Raw genomic sequence first — 19,954 nt, 5'->3', positions numbered from 1 at the left:
CTTAGATTAACAATAGCTTCCCCCTAGATTTCTTTTTCACTTACCTTGTAACGATTGGCTTTAACAGCTACATGATGTTTATTGAGTTTTTTTTGCATGATTTCTTCACTGTGCTCATTGTTTTCATCATCATTTTTTATAAGCACATCATCGGTCATGCTATTGTTTCTATCGTCAATTTTCGATTCTGTCTGCGCTGTGCTAGGATTTGTATTGTTATTTGCTTTATGACTCCCCGCTACCGTCATAACCTCCGTGGTAACGGCATGAAAGTTTAGCCCCTGATCATGATATGCTTCTGTCTTTTTAAGTTGCGCCTCAATGGCAGTATTGGCAATGATTTTTCTCTCAACAAAACAGTCACTGCGATGGACATCTTTTTTAGATAACGATAATTTCATCTTAACACGCGGTACATTAGCAGGTAATTTGATATACACTTCAAGATCATTCATATTTTGAATTTCAGTATAACTGACCACACGCTTAGTTCGCCTGCTTGGGTTAATGGAAATACCATCACGAACCGACTCAGCCCCATAGGAATTAGACTCTAAACGTTCAATCACCTCACACTCGCCTAACTCTTTTGATATTTCATCGGCAATCTCTGCTGAGGGTGAACGTAAAAAGACTTGCGTTGATAATAAATCAAAAATGGCTTGTGCCTCATCACGCCCATAGGTTGCTCTGAGTTGGGCTTTATTCTGTATCCCGAGTACACAGCTTAACCCATAGTTACGTCCTGTCGCCAAGGTATCAGGTAATGATGTTAAACGATTAAGCTTCATCAACTCATCAAGAATTAACCAGATTCTACGTTGATGTGATCGCTCCAGTGACTTAACATGAGTGGTCAATAAGCCAATCCATAATGAAATCAGTGAACGTATTGCCTGTATGTCCTTATCACGAATGACCACAAATACACAGGCACCTTTGGCATTTTTATGCTCATTCATTACCCATTCACGGAATGAAAATGACGATCGATCTTTATCTTGAGGCAGAAAGCGTAATGCTTTCACATGATTGGTGATGATCGCGCGAATGGTCAATGCTGTTTTGGCAATATCACCATCGACCAATTGCTCTGCGGGCGTACCTTTTAACACATCCTGTAAGACTTCTAAACGTAAATTCAGGCAATGTTGCAACAACGATTCATACGATATCTGTCCTCGTTTTTTCATCTCTTGCATTAAGCTTGATAATAAGTTGCGGGCGGATTGCACCCAAAACTTATCTTTATCGGCTTCTTCAGGAATTAATGCTGCCGCAAAGTTATCAAAATCAATTGACTCAACACACTCGTCCCATGCATTCCAGTTAGGGCAACGTGCATCAAATGGGTTTAAGATAATATCACCTCTGGATGGGTCATAAAAGGATTGAGCATAGGCACCACCATCATCTAAAATAACTGCTCGATGATGGCGTGGACGAATCTGACGCAACAAATCTTTAATAATAACCGTTTTACCTGTACCTGTTGTGCCATGTAATACGATGTGTTTGACTTCTGAATCATACACTAAATGTTGTATCCCTAGGGTGAAAGAAGATAATCTATTTTCAGTTTTCAATATTTTATTGACGACTTTTGGGGATTCAACACGTGCCCCTCTGACTAACTCTTCTCCACTGTATTTTGCTTTGGTTCTTCTGACCAGTAAAAAAGCAAAGCATAAAAACAACGCAGTTAAACTGTAAAATGGCATCATAAATGCCCAATACAGTTTATGGTTTACATTATCTCTCTGTTGAGTAAAGTAAGGGTCTGTCAAAATCTTAGCGCGCTTATAGGGCGCAATGACTTCATGTCCAGTATGATCAATGATTAAAACATTCAACATATTATTTGTCCACTTTGAGGTCATCCGAGCAATGTAGTGCGCTTTCCATGCAGATAGTTCATATTCATTGCTAGTATAATAGGCAAGACCACAAAAACTGATCGCCATAATCAGAAAATAAGCAATGAGAACATTCCTGAACACTTGCTTAAACATGCGCCAGTTATGAAAAAATATCTGCCCACTACGTGTAAATAATTTAAACATAAAATAAATAGCTCCTTTATTGAGTGTTAATAAATACATTGATGTTGATTGGCTTGTGACACCTAATTTTGGAGTCAAATTTGTTTTTTATGAGAAAGTTTTTTAGGGATTTATCAAAAATCAGACTCGCGAGGCTAGTAATGTCAAGGGATACAGCCTTATGCCGCATTTACGCAGGAATCTTGATAGTACCCTAAAAATTTTACGGCATTAAGTTGCACTTACGCTTTTACCCTCTATACTTAGCATCATTAGCCAAGATGTCTTATTCATCCCCTCCCTCAATAATTAAGCGTCTTGGCTAAATCCTGTAGAACTTTTTGTTTTTTATCTATCTTGATTTGCAGTCATACAGAATGATTACTTGTCATGAAGCAAAAATTTTTGCTGTACCCTTTACTGTATATGACGTTAAGCGAGGTTATTTTTTCAAAACAGGGAAAAATGGAGGGCTTTGCAGGGAACCTATAGCCTAGTCGGAATACGTCAGTAAACCGGTCATAGTGATTTAAAAATTGTCCTCTAGCCCTTACTCGATAAGTGATTGCTGAGGTGCTGTTTAAAACATGATCTTGCATTTCTGGCACTTGTTCTACAGAGATGTAATTGAATCAATCAGATAATCACTAGGCGATCAGTTTTAAAAAAGTAAATAGCAGCCTAAGCCATATAAAATATGGCGTTAAGGTGCTTTTTGGGAAAAACCAGTGCTATCTGGAAAAGCAGCCTTGTGGCGGCTCAGCGAAGAGAACTTACTTAGCACTAACGACAATTACACTGTTATTGATAGCAATAAATAATATCCAACAAAGCTATATAATATATGGCTTAGCGTTGGTTTAAAATACCTTTGATTATCGTTGATTTTGTCAGTTATGGCACCTCAGCGAAGAACTCTTAATAGCAACTTAGCCGATTTGTCCAAGATTTTTAGTTAGCTAAAAATGTCAGGTCAGAGCAACCTAAGCCACGTGCTCACGCTGAAAAGGATTACAAAAAGTCTGCCTTCCTCTCGTCAATAAGTTGTAATGTATCACCTGATGGCGTGGCAATGCCATATCATTGTAGTTTTCGATCTCAATGATTACAGCATGATCAATGATAAGTTCTGTTTTGCGGTTGTCTAAACAGTAATTGATCATGAACCTTGCTTTTCTGGCATAACTGCCATTGTCAAAATAAAAGTACACCGCTGAATACAAATCATCGTCTATGTGATGATGAATGGCGACAACATACTTGCTATCGTCTGGCTCAAATAAGGTCACGTCTTTGTAGGCTTCAATATTTTCAAGGTGCATTGGCAGTATGAGTTTACTGCCTTGAAGCTTTATTTTATCGTGAATATCACGTTGTATATTTAGTTTTAGTTTCATGGATTGGCTCTCTTAAGATGAATAAGAATATGCAATTTTTTTAAAAATTGACGTTTTTCGGCTTATAACGCGGGTGTTTTTTTCCTTATATTTTCAAAACTAGCCTACAAATCCATTTTTTTAGCAATTTTGATCAAAAATTCGGCTTTAATATTTGAGCGCTGTTTAATTATCTTTAATATGCTAATGTAATCGTTCAAAATCAATAAAAAATACGCTTAAATCGAATTTATTGGCGTTTTTTTGGTATTTGTCATTATTTTTGATTGTTATTTGCGCTTGTAGTATTAAATTATCAGTGATTCATCATATTGAAACGTAAAGCGCACTGAGCGAAAAACGATCCCCATTTTTGGGGGTTCTTCCAGACAGGCTGTAAATGATAAAGAAATTCCTTAGCGTTCGTTTTCGTTCCATTGGACTTCAAACCCCATAGCTTAATATAACTTTACATGGTATTATCGATCATATTATATACGAAAACTGATAGGGTGGTCTGTAAAAGCACGTAGCTTAACACAGGGTATTTAAAAAAAATTGACACTTTTCACCCTTTAGCACAACAGCTTTTTAAGGTTACATTTTATACCGAAGTAGGAATTTTGGGCTGAATATTGATTGACTGCATTTTTAAAAGCTATTGTTTAATATGCCTTTCATTTTTTTTATAAATATTTTTCAAATGCTTTTAAATAAGGCTTTGCGGTCAATTTTCCAGAAAATATTTACGAATTATCTCTTGTCACACGATACGCATTTTTGACTAAAGTTTAACCCGAAGTGGGAGTTTTGTCCCAAATTTTTATTCTCAGTGTTTCGTCTTAGTGTTAATTTCTTTTTTGAGTTTAAGGACAGTATCAAAGTCAAGATTAGTCGCTTGTGCAATTTGCTCATTAGACAATAAACCCATGCCTAACAAGTTGCGTGCTGTTTCTTCTTTTTCCAAAAAACGCCCTTGTTGCATACCTTGTTGTTCTGCCTTTTGTTCTCGCCTTTGTAAGTAATTCATAAACTCACCACCTGTATTATCATTAATGACACCGATTAATTTATCTATCGCTTCACTGTCAACATCATTGCGACTTTCTATATAAGAGAATACTTGATTTAACAAATTATTGCCAGATTTTATGAAATAAATCGCTTGATGTGGGTACTGCAACAGCCATTCTATCATTTTATCTGCTAAGTTATCGCGGCTATGTTTAAGCATATATTCAAAAACTAAATTAGCATCAAATTTCCCTAAGTCATCATCACTCATGACCGTTAAATCAAGCAAGTTAAATGACTTGAACATATATTCTTGAGCTATTTCTTTATCTGCAAAGCAGTCCATCAAGTCGGTCGAGTAAGGATAAGGTGACTCTTTACCGTGGTAAATTACGCTTGATAAAACAATAGGTAACTTTTCATAACCCTGTTGCAAATGCTGTTGCATGATCTGAACCACATACAACAACAGCCTAAATGCCATTAACTCATCACTGCTTGATTGATGTTCAAAAAGGGCGTAAACATAAGCACCTTTGCCGTTCAGCTTAGTCATATACAGCACATCACCGACCACTTTACGCAAGTTGTGCTGTATAAATTCAGTAGGCACTTGCTTAAAATGTTTTAAATCAAGCTTGCTTACCAACTCCTTTGAATATATCTGTTTCAGTAATGCTTTTGCCTTACTTTTTTCGGCTAAATTAGCCTTGAAAAAGACATCATGCGCTGTTGGCAATGGTTTCGTTTGCTCAGTCATCGACTTAATGAATCGTAATATGACTTAAGGCACCACCACGCAAGCAAAGTCCATATACCTTGCGAACACATTGCAGCACATTTTCATCAATAGCTGATTGCGCATTACGTAATTGTGCCAAATAAGGTTGAGACAGACTTAATGCAGATTTACCTGCAGCGGCTTTGGGGTCAACAGGAACACCGCCACCACTTGTCATCACATATTTGCCCATTGTTAATAATGAGCAAATAAAAAACATACCCTCTTTACGTGAACGATTGAGCGCTTTATCAATTAATAAGCTTTCTTTCTGGGTAATCATATCTGTAACCCTAATACCACCATGTGCTAAATTTTCATCTAATCGCAATATAGCAAACCGCGCCTGCTCAAGTGCTGTAACAACCTGTCTGTTGTTCTGATTAACCGCATCAGGGTGAGTTTCTCTCCAGTCAATAATCACACGTTTATTTTTTATTGTCCGATACAACGTAATATAGTCATAGAAAAAATTCATTTCAGCTTGATTACGAATGACCACTTTATCAATGTAGGGGTCAAAATTACCCAACTCTTTGGCAGCTTCCGTGTCATAATCGATCATAATATCAACGACTTCATCATGATAAGCAGATAAAATCTCTCGCTGTTTCATATATTCATTAGACAAACGCTGTAACTCAACATCTGTCGGAATGGTAAGACATTCCTTAGCTTGACAGTGAATTAAACCATCAATATAAGCTTGGTCGTAAGTATTTAAATCATCTGGGTTTAAGTGACCAATATCAGCATTTAACGTGTCACGCTTACGCATAATAAAATCTGAGCCAATCACCTGATCATGTCCCGCTAACATCAAATCAAGTGCGCTTGAAAACTCGAAAAGATCATTCCCTTTATTCCTTTTGTTGCGATTGCTTCCACTGCTTTTATGGCTCGTATGGCTTTTACTTCGTTTTTTTGTCTTCACGCTTCACGTCCTTAATCACAACAACTTTATGATATTATTGATTAACATTCACTGCATCTTTTAAGTTTTTACCCGCACTGAATCTAGGTATTTTAGATGCTTTAATCTTTAACTTATCACCTGTCTTAGGATTGCGACCCTCTCGCGCTGCTCGTTCACCCACACTAAACTTGCCAAAGCCAATAAAGTTCACTGAATCACCGTTTTTGACAATATCTGTGAGCGCTTCAATAAATGCGTCAACTGATCTGTTAGCATTGTCCTTGGTTGCGTCCATTTTTTCTGCTACTAATGCGACAAATTCGTCTTTTTTATAGGTTTTAAATTCTTGTTTCTCTTGTTTCTTGCTCATAATACACTTCCGATTAGCTGAATTAACACATGATAACACTAACGATCAATGCTGTTTAAATCAAGACTTCACTGCTAAAACGGTAAATCATCAGGGTCAAACGCATCATGTGTTATTGCTTTTTGATCACTACTGGGTGATTTTGACTGTGCATTACCATGAGAGGATTGGTTATCTTTTTGCTTTGCATCATCCTTTAATGTTGTTGTTACGGTGGTTTGATTGGTTTGATTAGTTTCTTCTGGCTTTTGTTGGGCAGGTTGATTCGATGGTATTGCCATATCGTTTTGTGCATAACTTTCAACTGGTGGGTTATGGTTATTTGACTGACCACCCATCAACTGAATCTGATTGGCAACAATTTCCGTGGTATAGCGATCTTGACCCATTTGATCTTGCCATTTATTCGTGCGTATTCTGCCCTCAACAAATAACTGACTCCCTTTGTGAGTATATTGCTGAATAGTTTCAGCTTGCTTGCCAAATACAACCACTCTATGCCATTCTGTCACATCGATATATTGCCCTGTTTGATTATCCTTATAACCACTATTCGTTGCTAAACTGATATTAGCAACCGCATTACCATTAGGCATATGGCGAATGTCTGGCTCATTGCCCAAACGCCCAATTAAAATGACTTTGTTGACCGTGCCTTTTGACATAATTTTTCCTTATTTTTAAATTCATCATATAACCAGTTAAAAGGTTGATGATATTAATTTATCGAAATGTGCGAACCGTTACAATACGATCATTGGTTTTAACTTTTTTGATGATGTGCATATTAATCATTTCCACCTTGTTTGTATAAACTAAACAATGAGATTGGCTTTGTTTTTTTGTCTGCCATTCTATTGGCTAAATATTCAACTCTTCTTGCATTTAACAGCGTTAATATAACACTCACCATTAAGGCAATGCACTCAACTAAGCCTAAAAAACCATCGTAATCATAGTTAATGGTATCTAAACCCAGTAATTTTTGATATGCCACTAACAGCATCACTGACCCCATTATTGCAAACATTGTCATAATATAAACAACAACGTAATACATCATAAACGCTGTTATTAACCGTAACGCATGTAATAACAACGCTCGCTTTTTGTTTGACTGTTTGAAAACCCAAACAAAAGATTCAACACTTGGTTTAAAACATAGTAATACAGTCATGATTACCAATAAAGCAATCAGAAGCATTAAAAAACTTACCGTCATAATAAAATCCTCCTTCTCTTGTTTTGATGAAAAATAATTTTGTCATCGTGCGTTTCCTTTGTTTGTTGTTTTGGTTTTTAGTCGTTTTATACACTGATTGATTAAACACTTACCTTACTTTTTGATTGAAAAACTGCTTAATTTATGCTAGCTTGCTGAAAGCAAAAGGCATATTGAAAGGGAGTTTTGAAGATGAATGACCATCAAAAAGAAAGGCTATTAAAAATAGCTGAAACGAATCCTGAATTAGCCAAAGATGTGGTTGACATTCTTAAGCAGGAATCTTTATCGTCTCACGAACCCATTGCGGTTAAAATGGTCAAGTCAGAAGAAGATAAAATTGAGATTACGGCGGAGCAGAAGAAATATACTAAATATTTGATAGAGACTTATTTATTTGGAATTGTTTTTTTTCTTATTTTCTTTTTCACTGTTATGCTTAGTAAAGAGTTTCCAGCTCCTGCTTTTACAATGATGTTTATAACTGTTGCTATAACTATTGCTGCATCATGGTACTTCTCGTTTAAGGCAGGCTACTCATCTATTAAAGCCATCCTTTCTAAACATTTTAAATGGTAAATAAACTGCCACATAGCAGACCGTAGTGAGCTTTATTTTATTCTTCTTTTTTACCAAATAAATTTTTCCATGCTTGACTTGCTAGTTTTGCATTTTCTTTCGCAGCATCGCGATTAAGTTTTTGTATATCAAAACTATTTGAATCATCTGATTTTTTAAATAAGCGAGCGCCCTCGCCTACAGTCTTTTCAATCTGAGATGATCGCTTATCCTTTTGACTTTGCAGCTCTCCAGATTGTGTACTAATTTGTTTATTTACTTGGTCAATTTGTGAAATATTTGAACGCTCCAAGTCAAAAGCACTTACAGGTTTATTATACTCAGCAAACTTACCCTTAAACTCATGATCTTGCGGCATTATGCCAAGCTGTTTCATTAGTGCAAAGTTATCACGATGCACCTGCTCGATCATCGGTACAGTCGATTGCATTTTTTCGCCTTTGCGTTCATGTATTCGATATTCTAGCTCATCTTGCATACCACCATGTTCTTTTGTCACCATCTGATCATTGTCAGTTCGTGCTTGTTTCACTACATCTTTACCCTGATCAACATCATGAGATAAATTATTAATCTCTGTTTGACCTCTGGAGTTAATGCTGTCTGAATTTTGCTTGTACCAATCAAGATAAATATCACTATTAGCAACCACAAAACTTTCCTGCGCTTTTTTAAACAGTGGATCATTCTGCTGGCTAATATCACCTAACCAACGATCACGATTCTGTGGCGTATAATGATCATCTAAGTAATCCTTAAATTTTGGCATTAAATTCTCACTCATCATAAAATCATGGTTTTTGGCATAATTCGCAGCTTCTCCTGCTTGCACCGATAAATCATAATTGCGTTGCGCTAATTCACTGTATGATTTGGCTTCACCAAAAGTTGATTGCAAAGACTGTCCTTGATCAACACCTACTGCTTTATCTAATGTCGCAACATCTGACTTGGTGGCACTGGTAATGTTATCCATTGCTTCACGGTAAGATTTCGCTTCACTGGCAGATAAGCCAACGGAATTGTTTATCGTGTCTGTGTCATTCCATGTTTTACCTATTTTACCATACCCTCCTAGCTTAATAAATTTAGATACATCGCCTGTTCCCAAACTAACTTTTCCTCCAACCTCTTTCTGCCAACCACTCATACTCGAATTAATCTGATCTTGACTATAACGATTATGAATATCTGCCACCGTTGAATAGGCACTTGCCAATTGTGCTGATTGGCTTGTGGTCTGGCTTGATGCCGCATAATCTTTTAACGCTTGCGTCTTACCTGTCTGATTTAAGTAATTCGCACCGCTATTGATCGTTTCATTAAGCATCTGCGCCTGTGCAAACGCTTCTTTTTCATACGCTGCCTGTGTTCGTGATAAGCCAGTCGATACTGATTCCCTTTGCATCATATCAAACGGTTGTCGGTCAATCATCGTCGTATTATCATACACCGTATCGCCTTTCGGTGTCTGATATTGACTGCCACCTGATAAGCTCGAACGTAGCGCACCACCTGTGATTTCACTAGAGCGTGTATTATGTTGTCCAAAATGCATATTATTCCCTGTATGTGAACTCACCGAGGTGGTAAATGCCGTAATATTGCCCTCACTCATCGCTCTTGAGCCTTTCTCAGCATCAGACGCTAACATCGAGGCCATGCTAGTGGCAACCCCCATCATCGCGTTACCTGCACCAACAATTAACATGCGTGATAAGTAAGGTACAAAGGCTAACAGCCATCCTGTTGCGGCAGCATATTTCCATGTCAGTGATTCTAATGCATTAATGTTCGACATCGTAATGCCAGAATACCCCCCTGAATATTCCCTTAAATGAAGTGACAAAATCGAGGTCATAATAAAATTCACAAACACATAGAATGTACTCCATGTCCCTAACCAGATTAAGCCGCCCATATATTTCTTGGTGATATGAATCAAATAGCCTGGAAAAAGTGCCATGTAACCCACAGGAATAAAAGCACAAGCCAACAGTAATAATAAAATGGTATGCAGCATTGGAATAAACTCCTGTGCTTGCATGCCCATCGATACCCATGTCGATTTACGTGACATCTCGCCTTGCACTTTGCTGTAATTTAAAGCTGCTGCGGCATTGCCACTGGCACCTGTTAACACCCTAAAGCCATCACGCACAGCATTAATCGCCAAGTTCTGCATCATCGTGTTTTGTGCTGTACCCGATATATCAAAAAAATTCTGGTAAACATTCTGAACACTGGTTTGCATTTGTGCCAAGGTTAACGCTTGGTTATTAGCATTGTACTTGTGTAAATCACCCAGATTAATCGTTGCTTCATTTTTAAATGCATTTTCAAGCCATGTGGTTGCTGTACCACAATACGGATTATCTTTAGCACCCTCCTCATTTGGATTAGCACCATGAATATGCACTCTGGACACACCATCTTTAATCCGCTCTTTCAAAAAAGCAAAAATATCAGGGGTGCTATATAACTGTTTAAAAGTAAAGTTTCTTCTAAGCTTGATCTCAGGATACACACATTGTCGTAAATAACGCGCAAAATAACCTAACAGTTCAGTATTCACGCGTGATTGATTCATCTGCTCAAAAATCGCTGAACCCCATACCATGCCATATTTTTCATAGGCTAAATCATTCGGCACATGCATAATACCCTCTATGGTTTCATTGACATAATTGGATAAAGCCGTGGTCGCAAATAACGGATATGCTAACCCAAGCGGTACATTATCGACTTTATATCTTGCTAACGGTTTCGTGGTATCATGCACCATTACGGTTATGCGCATATTAAATGCCAACATCGTGATAAAGCTATAGCTTAGTGTCCAAACCAGCACTTCTTTAAAGTCATGCTTCATTAACAAACGACATAACACCACAAAGGCACCAACGCTACCGACAAACCAAAATAGTGTGCTGCTTTGTTCACTGTTATAAAATGCGGCAATCGCATTTAATACATATTGTACGACCTGACCCTGCGAGGTAAAAAAGACATCTAACATCATTCGCTCCTTAAGCTGTTAGGGAATGAAAAATAAAAAAGGTAAAAAAGTAAAAAAGATAAAAGTGAAAAAGTGGGAAACTGGAAAAGTAAAAAAGTAAAAAAAGGTTAAAAGTCTCCTCTACCTATCAAAAAACCTTCTCAAAGTAGTAACCATCTTGTGTTTCCGCTGACATATGCCCCACCACCACACTTTCGGTTTGTAAGCTACGCATCACTAAATCAGATTTTTGTTGTAATGCCTGATAAGCAGCATGATTGACATGATGCGTAATCATCCTTTGTGCATTGTCTAAATTCGTAATCAACCACTTCATATCATCATCTTTGCCTAAGTCCGTCATACTCAGTGCCAGTCGTGCCTGTCCTATGATTTGATTGATATAATCCGTTAAAATAATCCGTGCGATAATTTCAGCATACTCGTGATACTCAGGCTGCCAGCCTGCCATCAGTTGCGTTTCAATCAAACGAAAGATTGGAAAGTGAACGGAATTGATAATGTTTTGCTCAGACGCAATGAGCTTGGTGTTACTTTTGATTTTATTGCCGATGCTTTGCAATACATCCCTTAATTTGGGGACTAATGCACCTGTTTCAGCAAACGATAATGCCTTAACAGTTGGCTTTAAACATTTCTCGGCATTCGTGTCATCACACTGATAGACTTTGACTTCCTGTTTATTGTCTTTAGCATCTTTTGATTTACCATTAAGCATCAAATCAAAGCCTGCACTTTTTGCCTCTTTAATTAATGGCTCTAACTGTTTGAACGTTGAATTACCTGCATTATCGGTTTCATTAATCAGTGAACCTGTCATTGTCATCACATATTCAGCAATCTCTGTGTTGCTTGATAAAAAGCCATTTTTCATTAAAAAGTACCACACCAGATTACGATTTTGTTTGATCATATCTTTTAACTCAGGTTGTGCTTTGGCTTGTTCTGTTTGTTGTTTTGAGGTTTCTGGTGAACTACAGCCTTGTTTAGATGCCAACCAACTGCTAAAGCCGGTTGAATGGGTACCATAGGTTTGACATAAAAACTTATTATTCTCTGAATGAGTAAACCACCCTGCAATACCGCCTACAGCTACTTGCGCCGCTTCACACGAGGACATATTGAAGTTATTAATATCTTGCGCTAACTTTTGCAGATAATCTAAGGCTGACTTCATCGACGGTGCCCAAGTCTGCAAGGCAAGCTGTACCGCAAAGGGTGCGGCATTTTGCATAATTGCCTGACCCATCTGCGTTAACTGTTCATCATTAACAAAACTTAACCCACCCGTAAACAAGTCAATACCACCACAACCAAATTTGACATTGGGTGCCTGAACATTAAATAACTGTAAATTTTTCACAGGAGTGCGAATATAACCAGACCCCGCAGTAACATAGCCACTTTGCTGATCAATAACCACTTCCCCTGTGGTGATATTAGACGCGTAACCTGTATCATTTAAAAATGCCTGCATATCGCTGCTTAAACTGGCGTGACTGGCATTAATCACACACCAAGTTAAAGCAAACACTTTTAGCCATGTAAATCGAGAAAGTAAGCAAACTCGGTCACACAAATGAAACAAATAAAATAAATGAAACCCATAAGATGAGTGAGATAACTTTTCCTTTCTTTTGTTTTTTTCATTTTCTTGCTTTTTCCCCTTTTTCCTTTTTTTCGTCACAGTGACTTTTGTCGCGCGATTTGAAGACAATATAAACATTACTTACCCCCATACACTGATTTTTCTGCTTGATCTCTCTTTGCTAACAGACGACCATATAAATCCTCACGACTGATCACACCTTTTGCGAGCAACTCAAAACGCATCGTCTCTTTGTGCTGTAAAAACAAAACAGGTGTAAATGGTTGAGCGCTACCGTAATAAACTTTATAAATCTCCTGCGCTAACTGACATTGTTGAAAGGCTAATTGACTGATCTGCAAATAGCCCTGACAATAATTCGATCGCTGATCGGCAATCACAGGAAACACCTGTTGAAATGACTGAACCCCTTTGCCATCAAAGCTAAATGTCATCACCGACAACCCCAACTGATCAGCTAACCCTTTCACCGTGTCAGCAAACTGGTGACAATAGCGACAATGACCACTGACAAAAAAGATGAGTTCATATGCTTTAGCAAATGCTATCAGGGAATGTTCACTAACCTGTGGTGTTATATCATCACTTTTTGAAAAAAATAAATCGCGCAACACTGTTTCAGCTAACTCATTTTTATTATTTTTATTATTTTTATGATCTTGCTCATTTTGCTTATCTTGCTGACTTTTCTGATTGTTATATACTTGTTTAGCATCTGCTATGTTATCTATTCTACCAACAGCAAATGCTACCCCTGACTGACAGTTCAAGCCAATCAATAAAAGGATTGCTAACAGCATCATTATCATTGGCTGTTGCATGTTTTTAGAAGCACGTATGCTTTTCAAACAGAGACACCGTGGTTGAATAAAACGGACGAAATAGACAAAATAGACAAGGTGAATAGCCTGAAAAAGGTTGGCAAAATTGAATAAAATCAATAACCGCTTATCTAATCTCATGCGATACATCCCCCTGTAGTGGTTTTTGGGCATAATCCGTTGCAAACTGTAAAAAGCGTTCTGCCATCTGATCTTGTGCAATAAAGCCATAGGCAAAAGGACGTACTTGTTTGGTTTGATTGTCGTAAAGAAATAACGCAGGCACGGCTTTAACACCCCAGTGTGTTAATTTTTTGGCTATCCCTTGTTGTTGCGCATCATCACTGGGCATATTATCCTTGATGTCATTCACCATCACCCCATCAACAGCAATCCCCATTAGGGTAATACCATATTGATCAGCAAAGCTTTGTATCGAACTAGCCAGTGACTGGCTATAGACATCCTGACCCTTATAAAAGAAAAATAAACCATGCGTTTGTGCATACTGCTGTATCGCTTGCGTTTGACGGTGTTTTTCACGTTCTCTTGATACTTGACGCGCTCGATCTTGGATGGGAAATTTAAGCTCATGCGATAAATTCGGATACTGTAACAGCGCCTGCTGAAATGCCCGCCCATAGTCTTTAGATTGCTCCATCATAAACATGCGCAAATACATCACATAAGCAACATCTTCAACTTTGCGTGTCATCACCGCTTTTGCTTGCATTTCCTCATAGTGTGCTTGAAACACTTGTAACTGTGCTTTGTAGCTGACTGCCTGTGGTAGTGATGTCGCTTTTTCAGCTTTTTCACTTTGTTTATCTTTTTCTATTTTTGCATCACCTTGAGCTTCAAACGGATCAATGATTGCTATGTCTTCAACTTCATTGGCTTTAGAATACCATTGCCACCCTGTTGCATTATACGATGATGCCATCGCTACCTTACTACTCAGCAGGAAACCTGCTGTTAAAAGCATTAAACTAAATAAGATAGGTAAAAGACAAAAAAGTCCTCGCAAATAAGAATGCAACAAAGAGGGAAAAGGGAGTAAAAAGAAAAAGCGAAAGTAACACCATACAGACTCAGAGATAGTACAAAATAACGGTAAATTTAACCGCTTATCGCTTGCTGTTTTAATGCAACGATGCCAACGATGACATGTCATCAACGCCATAACGACTCCTCACTGTTTATTGTTTGAGTAGTTTATTTTTTTTATTTTTACTTTTGAGTTATTTCTATCACTTGCACAACAGCTAACTTTTCGCATTTATTCAACCTTGGGTAATGCCGCATTGACCTCTGGCATTGATTTGCCACCACCAAATTTATCTTCCAGTGTTTGCCCCATGCGATCATCTGGAAACGCTGCTGCTTTGTTTTGTATATCTTGATAAATCTCACTAAAATCAATGCGTCTAAAATCAAGCTGCTGTAACTGCTCAGGTGTCATGCCACTGCAATTGGGATGCTCACCTGAGCCAAAGCCAATCCCTAACTGATCACGTCTGCCCTGCTCTTGTATAATCCGTGATATTTTAGAACCAAAAACACACCATGTCTGATGGTGCAAAATACATACGCCTAAGACTTTTTTAGCACAATAGCGTCCTGCAAACGTAGCTAATCGCTTCTCTTTGGCACCTTGTAGTTCTTTCTCCTGATCTGAACAATGGTGAAAAATCCCACCACCACCGTCACAGCAGTCATACAAGCCTGCCATTGCCTCACCGCAATCTTTGACATCTCCTTTAAAAATTTGCAGTTGATCTTGACTGTCTTTGAGTTCTTTTCCTGCTTCAGCCGCACCTGCTAATCCACTGACTGCCTTTAAAAAATCCGCTGTGGTGCCACGTTCAATTTTTTGTTTGAACTGAATTGAGTTAGGATTACCACAGATAAGTTCTTTATCTCCTGCATTTTCCTCAACACAGTGATAGCTTTTCTCATACGTTATACAAAAATGACCAACCTGCTCAACACAGCGCTGTGAAACAAAATTGCATTGATCTTCAAAAACTTCACAGGCATTGATTTTATGAAAGCCACACTTGTATTTTTTATGATATTTCCAACACGGTAAATCAACATCAACCCCACCAATATGGCGCACACCTCCTGCCTCAATACATGTTTCTTCAATATTGACGCAAGCATCAGGATCAATATTCTGGCAATTATCCACCCAGTGAACACGAGCTTCAAATCGTGGAACAGCAGGTACTTCAATCACCCCATGATATTCAATGGTCATATCAGGCACATGAGCATATTCTCGACCATCGGCTGATAATTGACCTTGTTGACCTTGCGTCACTGGAATCGCTAAATGTGGATAGGCAAATGAAATAGGATTTTGCCCTGACATAACATACTGTGGTACACCATAGACCACTCTAGGATTCATGCCACCATACCGAGTATCAATCAAATCAACAATCGGTGGAATGTGAATCCAAAAATGCCCCATCCAATTACCATGCGAGGTAATATGAAATGATTTTAAAATACCTGAGTAGGGGAAGGTAAAATGCGCCCCTGAATGATATGCTTCATGTCGCCAATCCGTTGCACCTGTACCACTAAAATGAATGTCTCTGGCAGGGATAGTGACATCAATAATCTCAACCTGCGGGTACTTAAAGCATTCGAGCATCTGATGGTTTGACATGCGACAATGCTGTGTTGTCGTTTGTGTTTTTGACTGCCCTGCCACTTCTTTGCATTGCATATCGTAACCGTTGTCCCTCAAAATCTGTTCGGCATTGTCCTGATAGCTCACCGCCTTTTGATACGCGGGATTATTGGGATTGATTCGGTGTTTGTTTGTATTATGCGTCACCACAATTGCATTTGCCTGTGGATTATGCGCAAACGCTGACTGTTTATCCACATCAATCGCCGCGGGATTCTCTCGATACGCCTTTTCGGGCACATCATTCATATCGCCCTTGGTGTAGTTTTGTGGGTTAATTTGGTTATTTAATTTGCCTGATTGAATCATTTCTTTTGACGCATTGGCATAAGACGCACCTGTTTGATCAAAACGCTGTTGCATGTCATGTGCAAAGCTGGTCATAGGCATATTACATAAGCTAAGTAAACTAGATAAAGTAAAAAAGGTAAAGAAGGTAGAAAAGGTAAAAAAGCTAAACAAGCGTAATGTAAAAGCATAAAGCCCTACCTTATCCCTTGGTTTTATCCTCAGTTTCCTCAGTTGCCTCATTTGCATCACTAGCTCCTAATCTATTTTTACTTATTTTATTGATTCTGCTTGCTACCTGTGCTTTTTCAAGCAGTGCTAACACTTGTGTCTTAAGAGATTCACTGCCTTTGTTATATAAAATACGTAATGAATCCACCACACTCAGATTGCCATAAACCACATCGTGATCAGGTGTTGGACAGTCATAGTCAAACGGCATGTTTTGATTTGTTGCCTTACCTTGTTTATTTTGATTGATAACATCATTGTTTACTGACATGGGAATACAAGGTTGCGCTACTTTACTGACGACAAAGGCAGGCACTTGTTTGATGTTAAATTGTTTAAAGCGTAAGGGGTCAATCGCAAAACCGCCGACAGGTGGTGCTTTAGGATTAAACTTATCCTTACCTTCTGGAAACAATATTTGCTCAATCCGCACATACGTACTTTCAAACGAATCACCATATAATCCCTGTATCAATAGCGGGATTTTCAGTGCAGCGGCTTGTTTGTTCAGTATCCTTAAAGTCTCAATTGGCATTGCCAGTGACGCAAATATATAAACCCCATGAAAATGCTCACTTGCTGTCACTAACTGCTGACGTATGTCATTCATATCATTCTGAAAATAAGTTTGCATCTGCGTTTGTGCATCACTGAGTTTTGCTGAGGTGATGTGTGCATAATCACGAGCATATTGCTGATAATCCTGTGCTTTAATGCGGGCATCTTTGCCATAGCTTTTGACCTGCGTATAATATCCTTTGGCAGCCTCTGTTAGCTTTGCTTGTAATGATTCAACCTGTTGTTGATCGTAACGATCACGCTGAGTATCCGCCTGTGCGACACCTGTTAACATCAGCAGGGTAAAAACCAATGATACTTGTATAACTAAGGGTAAACTCAATGACTTAAACACGTTATATAACTTGAAGTGACATAAAAACATATCGATTTGCTCCTGTGAGTAAACGTCTTAGGTGTTTAAGGTTATATATAAACACAATTGCGTTTTCTAAAATTCAACAGCCCAAAATGAGTCCCTGTAACAATATTGTCTTTACCTGCTTCTGAAATCACCGTGGTAGTCGTATAAGGGTGCGATAAATAAGGCTCTGGCACAATATTAGTCAACTGATAACGATAGCGTGATTTCGGTAAAATTGGCTCAGGGTATTGCTGACACACAATAGGATAAACTCCTTTGCTTTCTAAAATCATACCCTGACGATGCAATTTGTAATTCATCCGCTCTGTTAAGAGTACCGCATTAGAAATATGGGTATTGGTGTAAGCGACAGAACCAGTTAACGGATAAATGCCGCCTTGGGAACCCGCACACCAGAAAAGCACATCAAAAGCTAAACTCATATTCGTTGAGGTGGCAATCGCCTCAGGAATACATGCCAATTGTGCAATCGGATTACCAAAAAAAATGGCTTCAGGATTTAAAATAAACGCCAGCATATCATCATCCCATAAGGGGTCTAGCTCACTCATATAGGTAAGATCAACACCTTCCGCCTGCATACAACCTGTTGACATAATCAAGTTTAACAGATAAATCACATTATATTTATACCAATGCACATGATAAAAACTGCTATCACTGGAGCCTGCCATATAATTCGATCGTCCACCAATCTGCTGCTGATTAATCCCCATCGACATCTGATAGCCCATATTGACCATACAATACGGAATCCTTGTCACATCAACTAACGAATGCGGCTCCCAGTAACCCAAGGTAATACCAAGTCGGTAAACATTGGGCATAATGGGACACAGTGCCACAGGCATGGGTGGATTTTCTGTGTCAGGCAAGCCCAATGGGCTAGCTACTAATGGGGTGGCACCGATTGTGATCGGAAAAATACTTGCCCATGACACATCCGTTATAGGATTAACAAAGCGACCCACACAGCCTGTGCCTGTGGCATACAAGCTTAAAACACCAAATAACGACAAAAAGCACATCATCAACGCAAAGATAACAAAGGGTAAACGTAAACAAAACCATTTCAATAATCGTCTATCTCGTTGCATCACTGCCTCCTTTATTTGCTTTTTCCTGTGGTTTGATCACTCCTTTTGCTTTTCTTACTTCCCTTACCTCTTTCACTTCTCCCTTTGGTTGTATTTGCTTTGCCAAAAAGCTCACCATTTGATAACTGACTTCTTCAATCTTCATCGACACATGTTCTTTGCTTACCATGCTAGGCACTGCCTTAACGCCTATGGTGCGCGTAATAAATCCGCCCTGATCAAAGCGTACGTTATGATTAAGTGCTTGAGAGACTTCATGGATATTGCCACCTGTTAAGATCACTTTAAGCGGCGTTTTTGACTGCTGCAATTGCATAATCTTGGCTTTTAACCAGTTGACCTGTAAGGCATCATCACCATCGGCAAATAAAAGTATCGTGTCATATATCGGTGGCGTTAATGCATATTGTTGTAGTGCTTTGGGGTAAGTGGCAACATCTAGCGCATTCACGGTTAAGCCTTTGGGATAAAGCACCTTGCCTGTATGATCGATAATATCTTTATGTAAGGTAATCATCGGCTGATAATAAAAAATATCAGGTGTGATCGTTGTCGGCAAACGCACAGGGGTTGGGCGCAGCATTTTTGCTTTAACGTTTTCTTTAACTTCTTGTTGCCACTGACTTAAAAAACCACTTTGCTCAAGCGCTTTGAGTTTAAGATGAATCAAATCCATAAAATTCATCTCAACAACTTCAAAGGTATGACCGTATTTGCCTAAGTCTTTTGCATAACTGAATGTCAATAGGCTAAGGTTGATTAATGTAAGAAATGCAAGAACTGCAAAAAATGCGAAAAATGCAGAAGTACGAATAAATATCATAACGAATGTTACATAGTTCAATAATTTCATCTTTTTGTCCGTAATTCAGATTAGTTAACCGATGTGCGTCAATTTTAAGCTATAGTAGCTATCGCTGTTGATGCTGACGTTATGTTTAT

The 19,954-nt window shown here is 38.4% G+C and carries 16 protein-coding genes; 1 reads left to right on the top strand and 15 read right to left on the bottom strand.

The window, feature by feature from the left end; translation table 11 throughout:
- Positions 1-23: 23 nt before the first annotated feature.
- The 7 genes from traD to DNK85_RS04280 form a co-directional block, all read right to left on the bottom strand.
- Positions 24-2,063, bottom strand: coding sequence for a type IV conjugative transfer system coupling protein TraD (gene traD, locus DNK85_RS04310; protein ID WP_162896521.1), 2,040 nt, complete (start codon positions 2,061-2,063; stop codon positions 24-26).
- 962 nt (positions 2,064-3,025) lie between these two features.
- A complete protein-coding gene (locus tag DNK85_RS04305; protein ID WP_119328343.1) occupies positions 3,026-3,439 on the bottom strand; it encodes a hypothetical protein in 414 nt (137 codons plus the stop codon).
- Positions 3,440-4,247: 808 nt separating this feature from the next.
- Positions 4,248-5,192, bottom strand: a complete 945-nt coding sequence (locus DNK85_RS04300; protein WP_119328342.1) for an Rpn family recombination-promoting nuclease/putative transposase — start codon at positions 5,190-5,192, stop codon at positions 4,248-4,250.
- Between the two features lie 4 nt (positions 5,193-5,196).
- Positions 5,197-6,147, bottom strand: coding sequence for a hypothetical protein (locus tag DNK85_RS04295; protein WP_119328341.1), 951 nt, complete (start codon positions 6,145-6,147; stop codon positions 5,197-5,199).
- Positions 6,148-6,181: 34 nt separating this feature from the next.
- Complete coding sequence (locus DNK85_RS04290) at positions 6,182-6,499, bottom strand: HU family DNA-binding protein (protein ID WP_119328340.1); 318 nt, start codon at positions 6,497-6,499, stop codon at positions 6,182-6,184.
- Positions 6,500-6,573: 74 nt separating this feature from the next.
- Positions 6,574-7,164, bottom strand: a complete 591-nt coding sequence (locus DNK85_RS04285; RefSeq protein WP_119328339.1) for a single-stranded DNA-binding protein — start codon at positions 7,162-7,164, stop codon at positions 6,574-6,576.
- A 122-nt stretch (positions 7,165-7,286) separates the two neighbouring features.
- Positions 7,287-7,721, bottom strand: a complete 435-nt coding sequence (locus DNK85_RS04280; protein WP_119328338.1) for a hypothetical protein — start codon at positions 7,719-7,721, stop codon at positions 7,287-7,289.
- Positions 7,722-7,913: 192 nt separating this feature from the next.
- On the opposite strand from DNK85_RS04280, the gene DNK85_RS04275 reads away from it, so the two are divergent.
- Positions 7,914-8,300, top strand: a complete 387-nt coding sequence (locus tag DNK85_RS04275) for a hypothetical protein (protein ID WP_119328337.1) — start codon at positions 7,914-7,916, stop codon at positions 8,298-8,300.
- 37 nt (positions 8,301-8,337) lie between these two features.
- On the opposite strand, the gene DNK85_RS04270 is transcribed toward DNK85_RS04275, so the two are convergent.
- The 8 genes from DNK85_RS04270 to traW all read right to left on the bottom strand — a co-directional run bounded on the left by DNK85_RS04270 (position 8,338) and on the right by traW (position 19,865).
- Positions 8,338-11,319, bottom strand: coding sequence for a conjugal transfer protein TraG N-terminal domain-containing protein (locus DNK85_RS04270; protein ID WP_162896520.1), 2,982 nt, complete (start codon positions 11,317-11,319; stop codon positions 8,338-8,340).
- 127 nt (positions 11,320-11,446) lie between these two features.
- The gene (locus tag DNK85_RS04265; protein WP_119328335.1) at positions 11,447-13,045 is read right to left on the bottom strand and encodes a conjugal transfer protein TraH; all 1,599 of its coding nucleotides are present in this window, start codon (positions 13,043-13,045) and stop codon (positions 11,447-11,449) included.
- Positions 13,045-13,776, bottom strand: coding sequence for a conjugal transfer protein TraF (gene traF / locus DNK85_RS04260; RefSeq protein ID WP_162896519.1), 732 nt, complete (start codon positions 13,774-13,776; stop codon positions 13,045-13,047). Before traF (DNK85_RS04260) ends, DNK85_RS04265 begins: the two co-directional genes overlap by 1 nt.
- Before the next feature lie 100 nt (positions 13,777-13,876).
- Positions 13,877-14,932, bottom strand: coding sequence for a conjugal transfer protein TraF (gene traF / locus DNK85_RS04255; protein WP_119328333.1), 1,056 nt, complete (start codon positions 14,930-14,932; stop codon positions 13,877-13,879).
- A gap of 96 nt (positions 14,933-15,028) precedes the next feature.
- The gene (traN, locus tag DNK85_RS04250; RefSeq protein WP_162896518.1) at positions 15,029-16,837 is read right to left on the bottom strand and encodes a conjugal transfer protein TraN; all 1,809 of its coding nucleotides are present in this window, start codon (positions 16,835-16,837) and stop codon (positions 15,029-15,031) included.
- 106 nt (positions 16,838-16,943) lie between these two features.
- Positions 16,944-17,915, bottom strand: coding sequence for a type-F conjugative transfer system pilin assembly protein TrbC (gene trbC / locus DNK85_RS04245; protein WP_119328331.1), 972 nt, complete (start codon positions 17,913-17,915; stop codon positions 16,944-16,946).
- A 41-nt stretch (positions 17,916-17,956) separates the two neighbouring features.
- Entirely contained in the window at positions 17,957-19,012 is a 1,056-nt protein-coding gene (gene traU, locus DNK85_RS04240; RefSeq protein WP_208123132.1) for a conjugal transfer pilus assembly protein TraU, read from the bottom strand.
- Positions 18,999-19,865, bottom strand: coding sequence for a type-F conjugative transfer system protein TraW (gene traW, locus DNK85_RS04235; protein ID WP_119328330.1), 867 nt, complete (start codon positions 19,863-19,865; stop codon positions 18,999-19,001). The genes traU and traW overlap by 14 nt, the downstream gene beginning before the upstream one ends.
- Positions 19,866-19,954 lie beyond the last annotated feature (89 nt).

This window comes from Cysteiniphilum halobium, from assembly GCF_003574425.1.
In the GTDB taxonomy this organism is placed as follows: Bacteria; Pseudomonadota; Gammaproteobacteria; order Francisellales; family Francisellaceae; genus Caedibacter; species Caedibacter halobius.
The sequence above is the reverse complement of the archived record's forward strand: the minus strand, read 5'-3'. Positions and strand labels throughout refer to the sequence as shown.

Excerpts from the sequence above, each read along its gene's own strand:
- traD (WP_162896521.1), bottom strand. The coding sequence starts at position 2,063 with ATGTTTAAATTATTTACACGTAGTGGGCAGATATTTTTTCATAACTGG.
- DNK85_RS04305 (WP_119328343.1), bottom strand. The coding sequence starts at position 3,439 with ATGAAACTAAAACTAAATATACAACGTGATATTCACGATAAAATAAAG.
- DNK85_RS04300 (WP_119328342.1), bottom strand. The coding sequence starts at position 5,192 with ATGACTGAGCAAACGAAACCATTGCCAACAGCGCATGATGTCTTTTTC.
- DNK85_RS04290 (WP_119328340.1), bottom strand. The coding sequence starts at position 6,499 with ATGAGCAAGAAACAAGAGAAACAAGAATTTAAAACCTATAAAAAAGAC.
- DNK85_RS04285 (WP_119328339.1), bottom strand. The coding sequence starts at position 7,164 with ATGTCAAAAGGCACGGTCAACAAAGTCATTTTAATTGGGCGTTTGGGC.
- DNK85_RS04280 (WP_119328338.1), bottom strand. The coding sequence starts at position 7,721 with ATGACGGTAAGTTTTTTAATGCTTCTGATTGCTTTATTGGTAATCATG.
- DNK85_RS04275 (WP_119328337.1), top strand. The coding sequence starts at position 7,914 with ATGAATGACCATCAAAAAGAAAGGCTATTAAAAATAGCTGAAACGAAT.
- DNK85_RS04270 (WP_162896520.1), bottom strand. The coding sequence starts at position 11,319 with ATGTTAGATGTCTTTTTTACCTCGCAGGGTCAGGTCGTACAATATGTA.
- DNK85_RS04265 (WP_119328335.1), bottom strand. The coding sequence starts at position 13,045 with ATGTTTATATTGTCTTCAAATCGCGCGACAAAAGTCACTGTGACGAAA.
- traF (WP_119328333.1), bottom strand. The coding sequence starts at position 14,932 with ATGGCGTTGATGACATGTCATCGTTGGCATCGTTGCATTAAAACAGCA.
- traN (WP_162896518.1), bottom strand. The coding sequence starts at position 16,837 with ATGACCAGCTTTGCACATGACATGCAACAGCGTTTTGATCAAACAGGT.
- trbC (WP_119328331.1), bottom strand. The coding sequence starts at position 17,915 with ATGTTTTTATGTCACTTCAAGTTATATAACGTGTTTAAGTCATTGAGT.
- traU (WP_208123132.1), bottom strand. The coding sequence starts at position 19,012 with ATGCAACGAGATAGACGATTATTGAAATGGTTTTGTTTACGTTTACCC.
- traW (WP_119328330.1), bottom strand. The coding sequence starts at position 19,865 with ATGAAATTATTGAACTATGTAACATTCGTTATGATATTTATTCGTACT.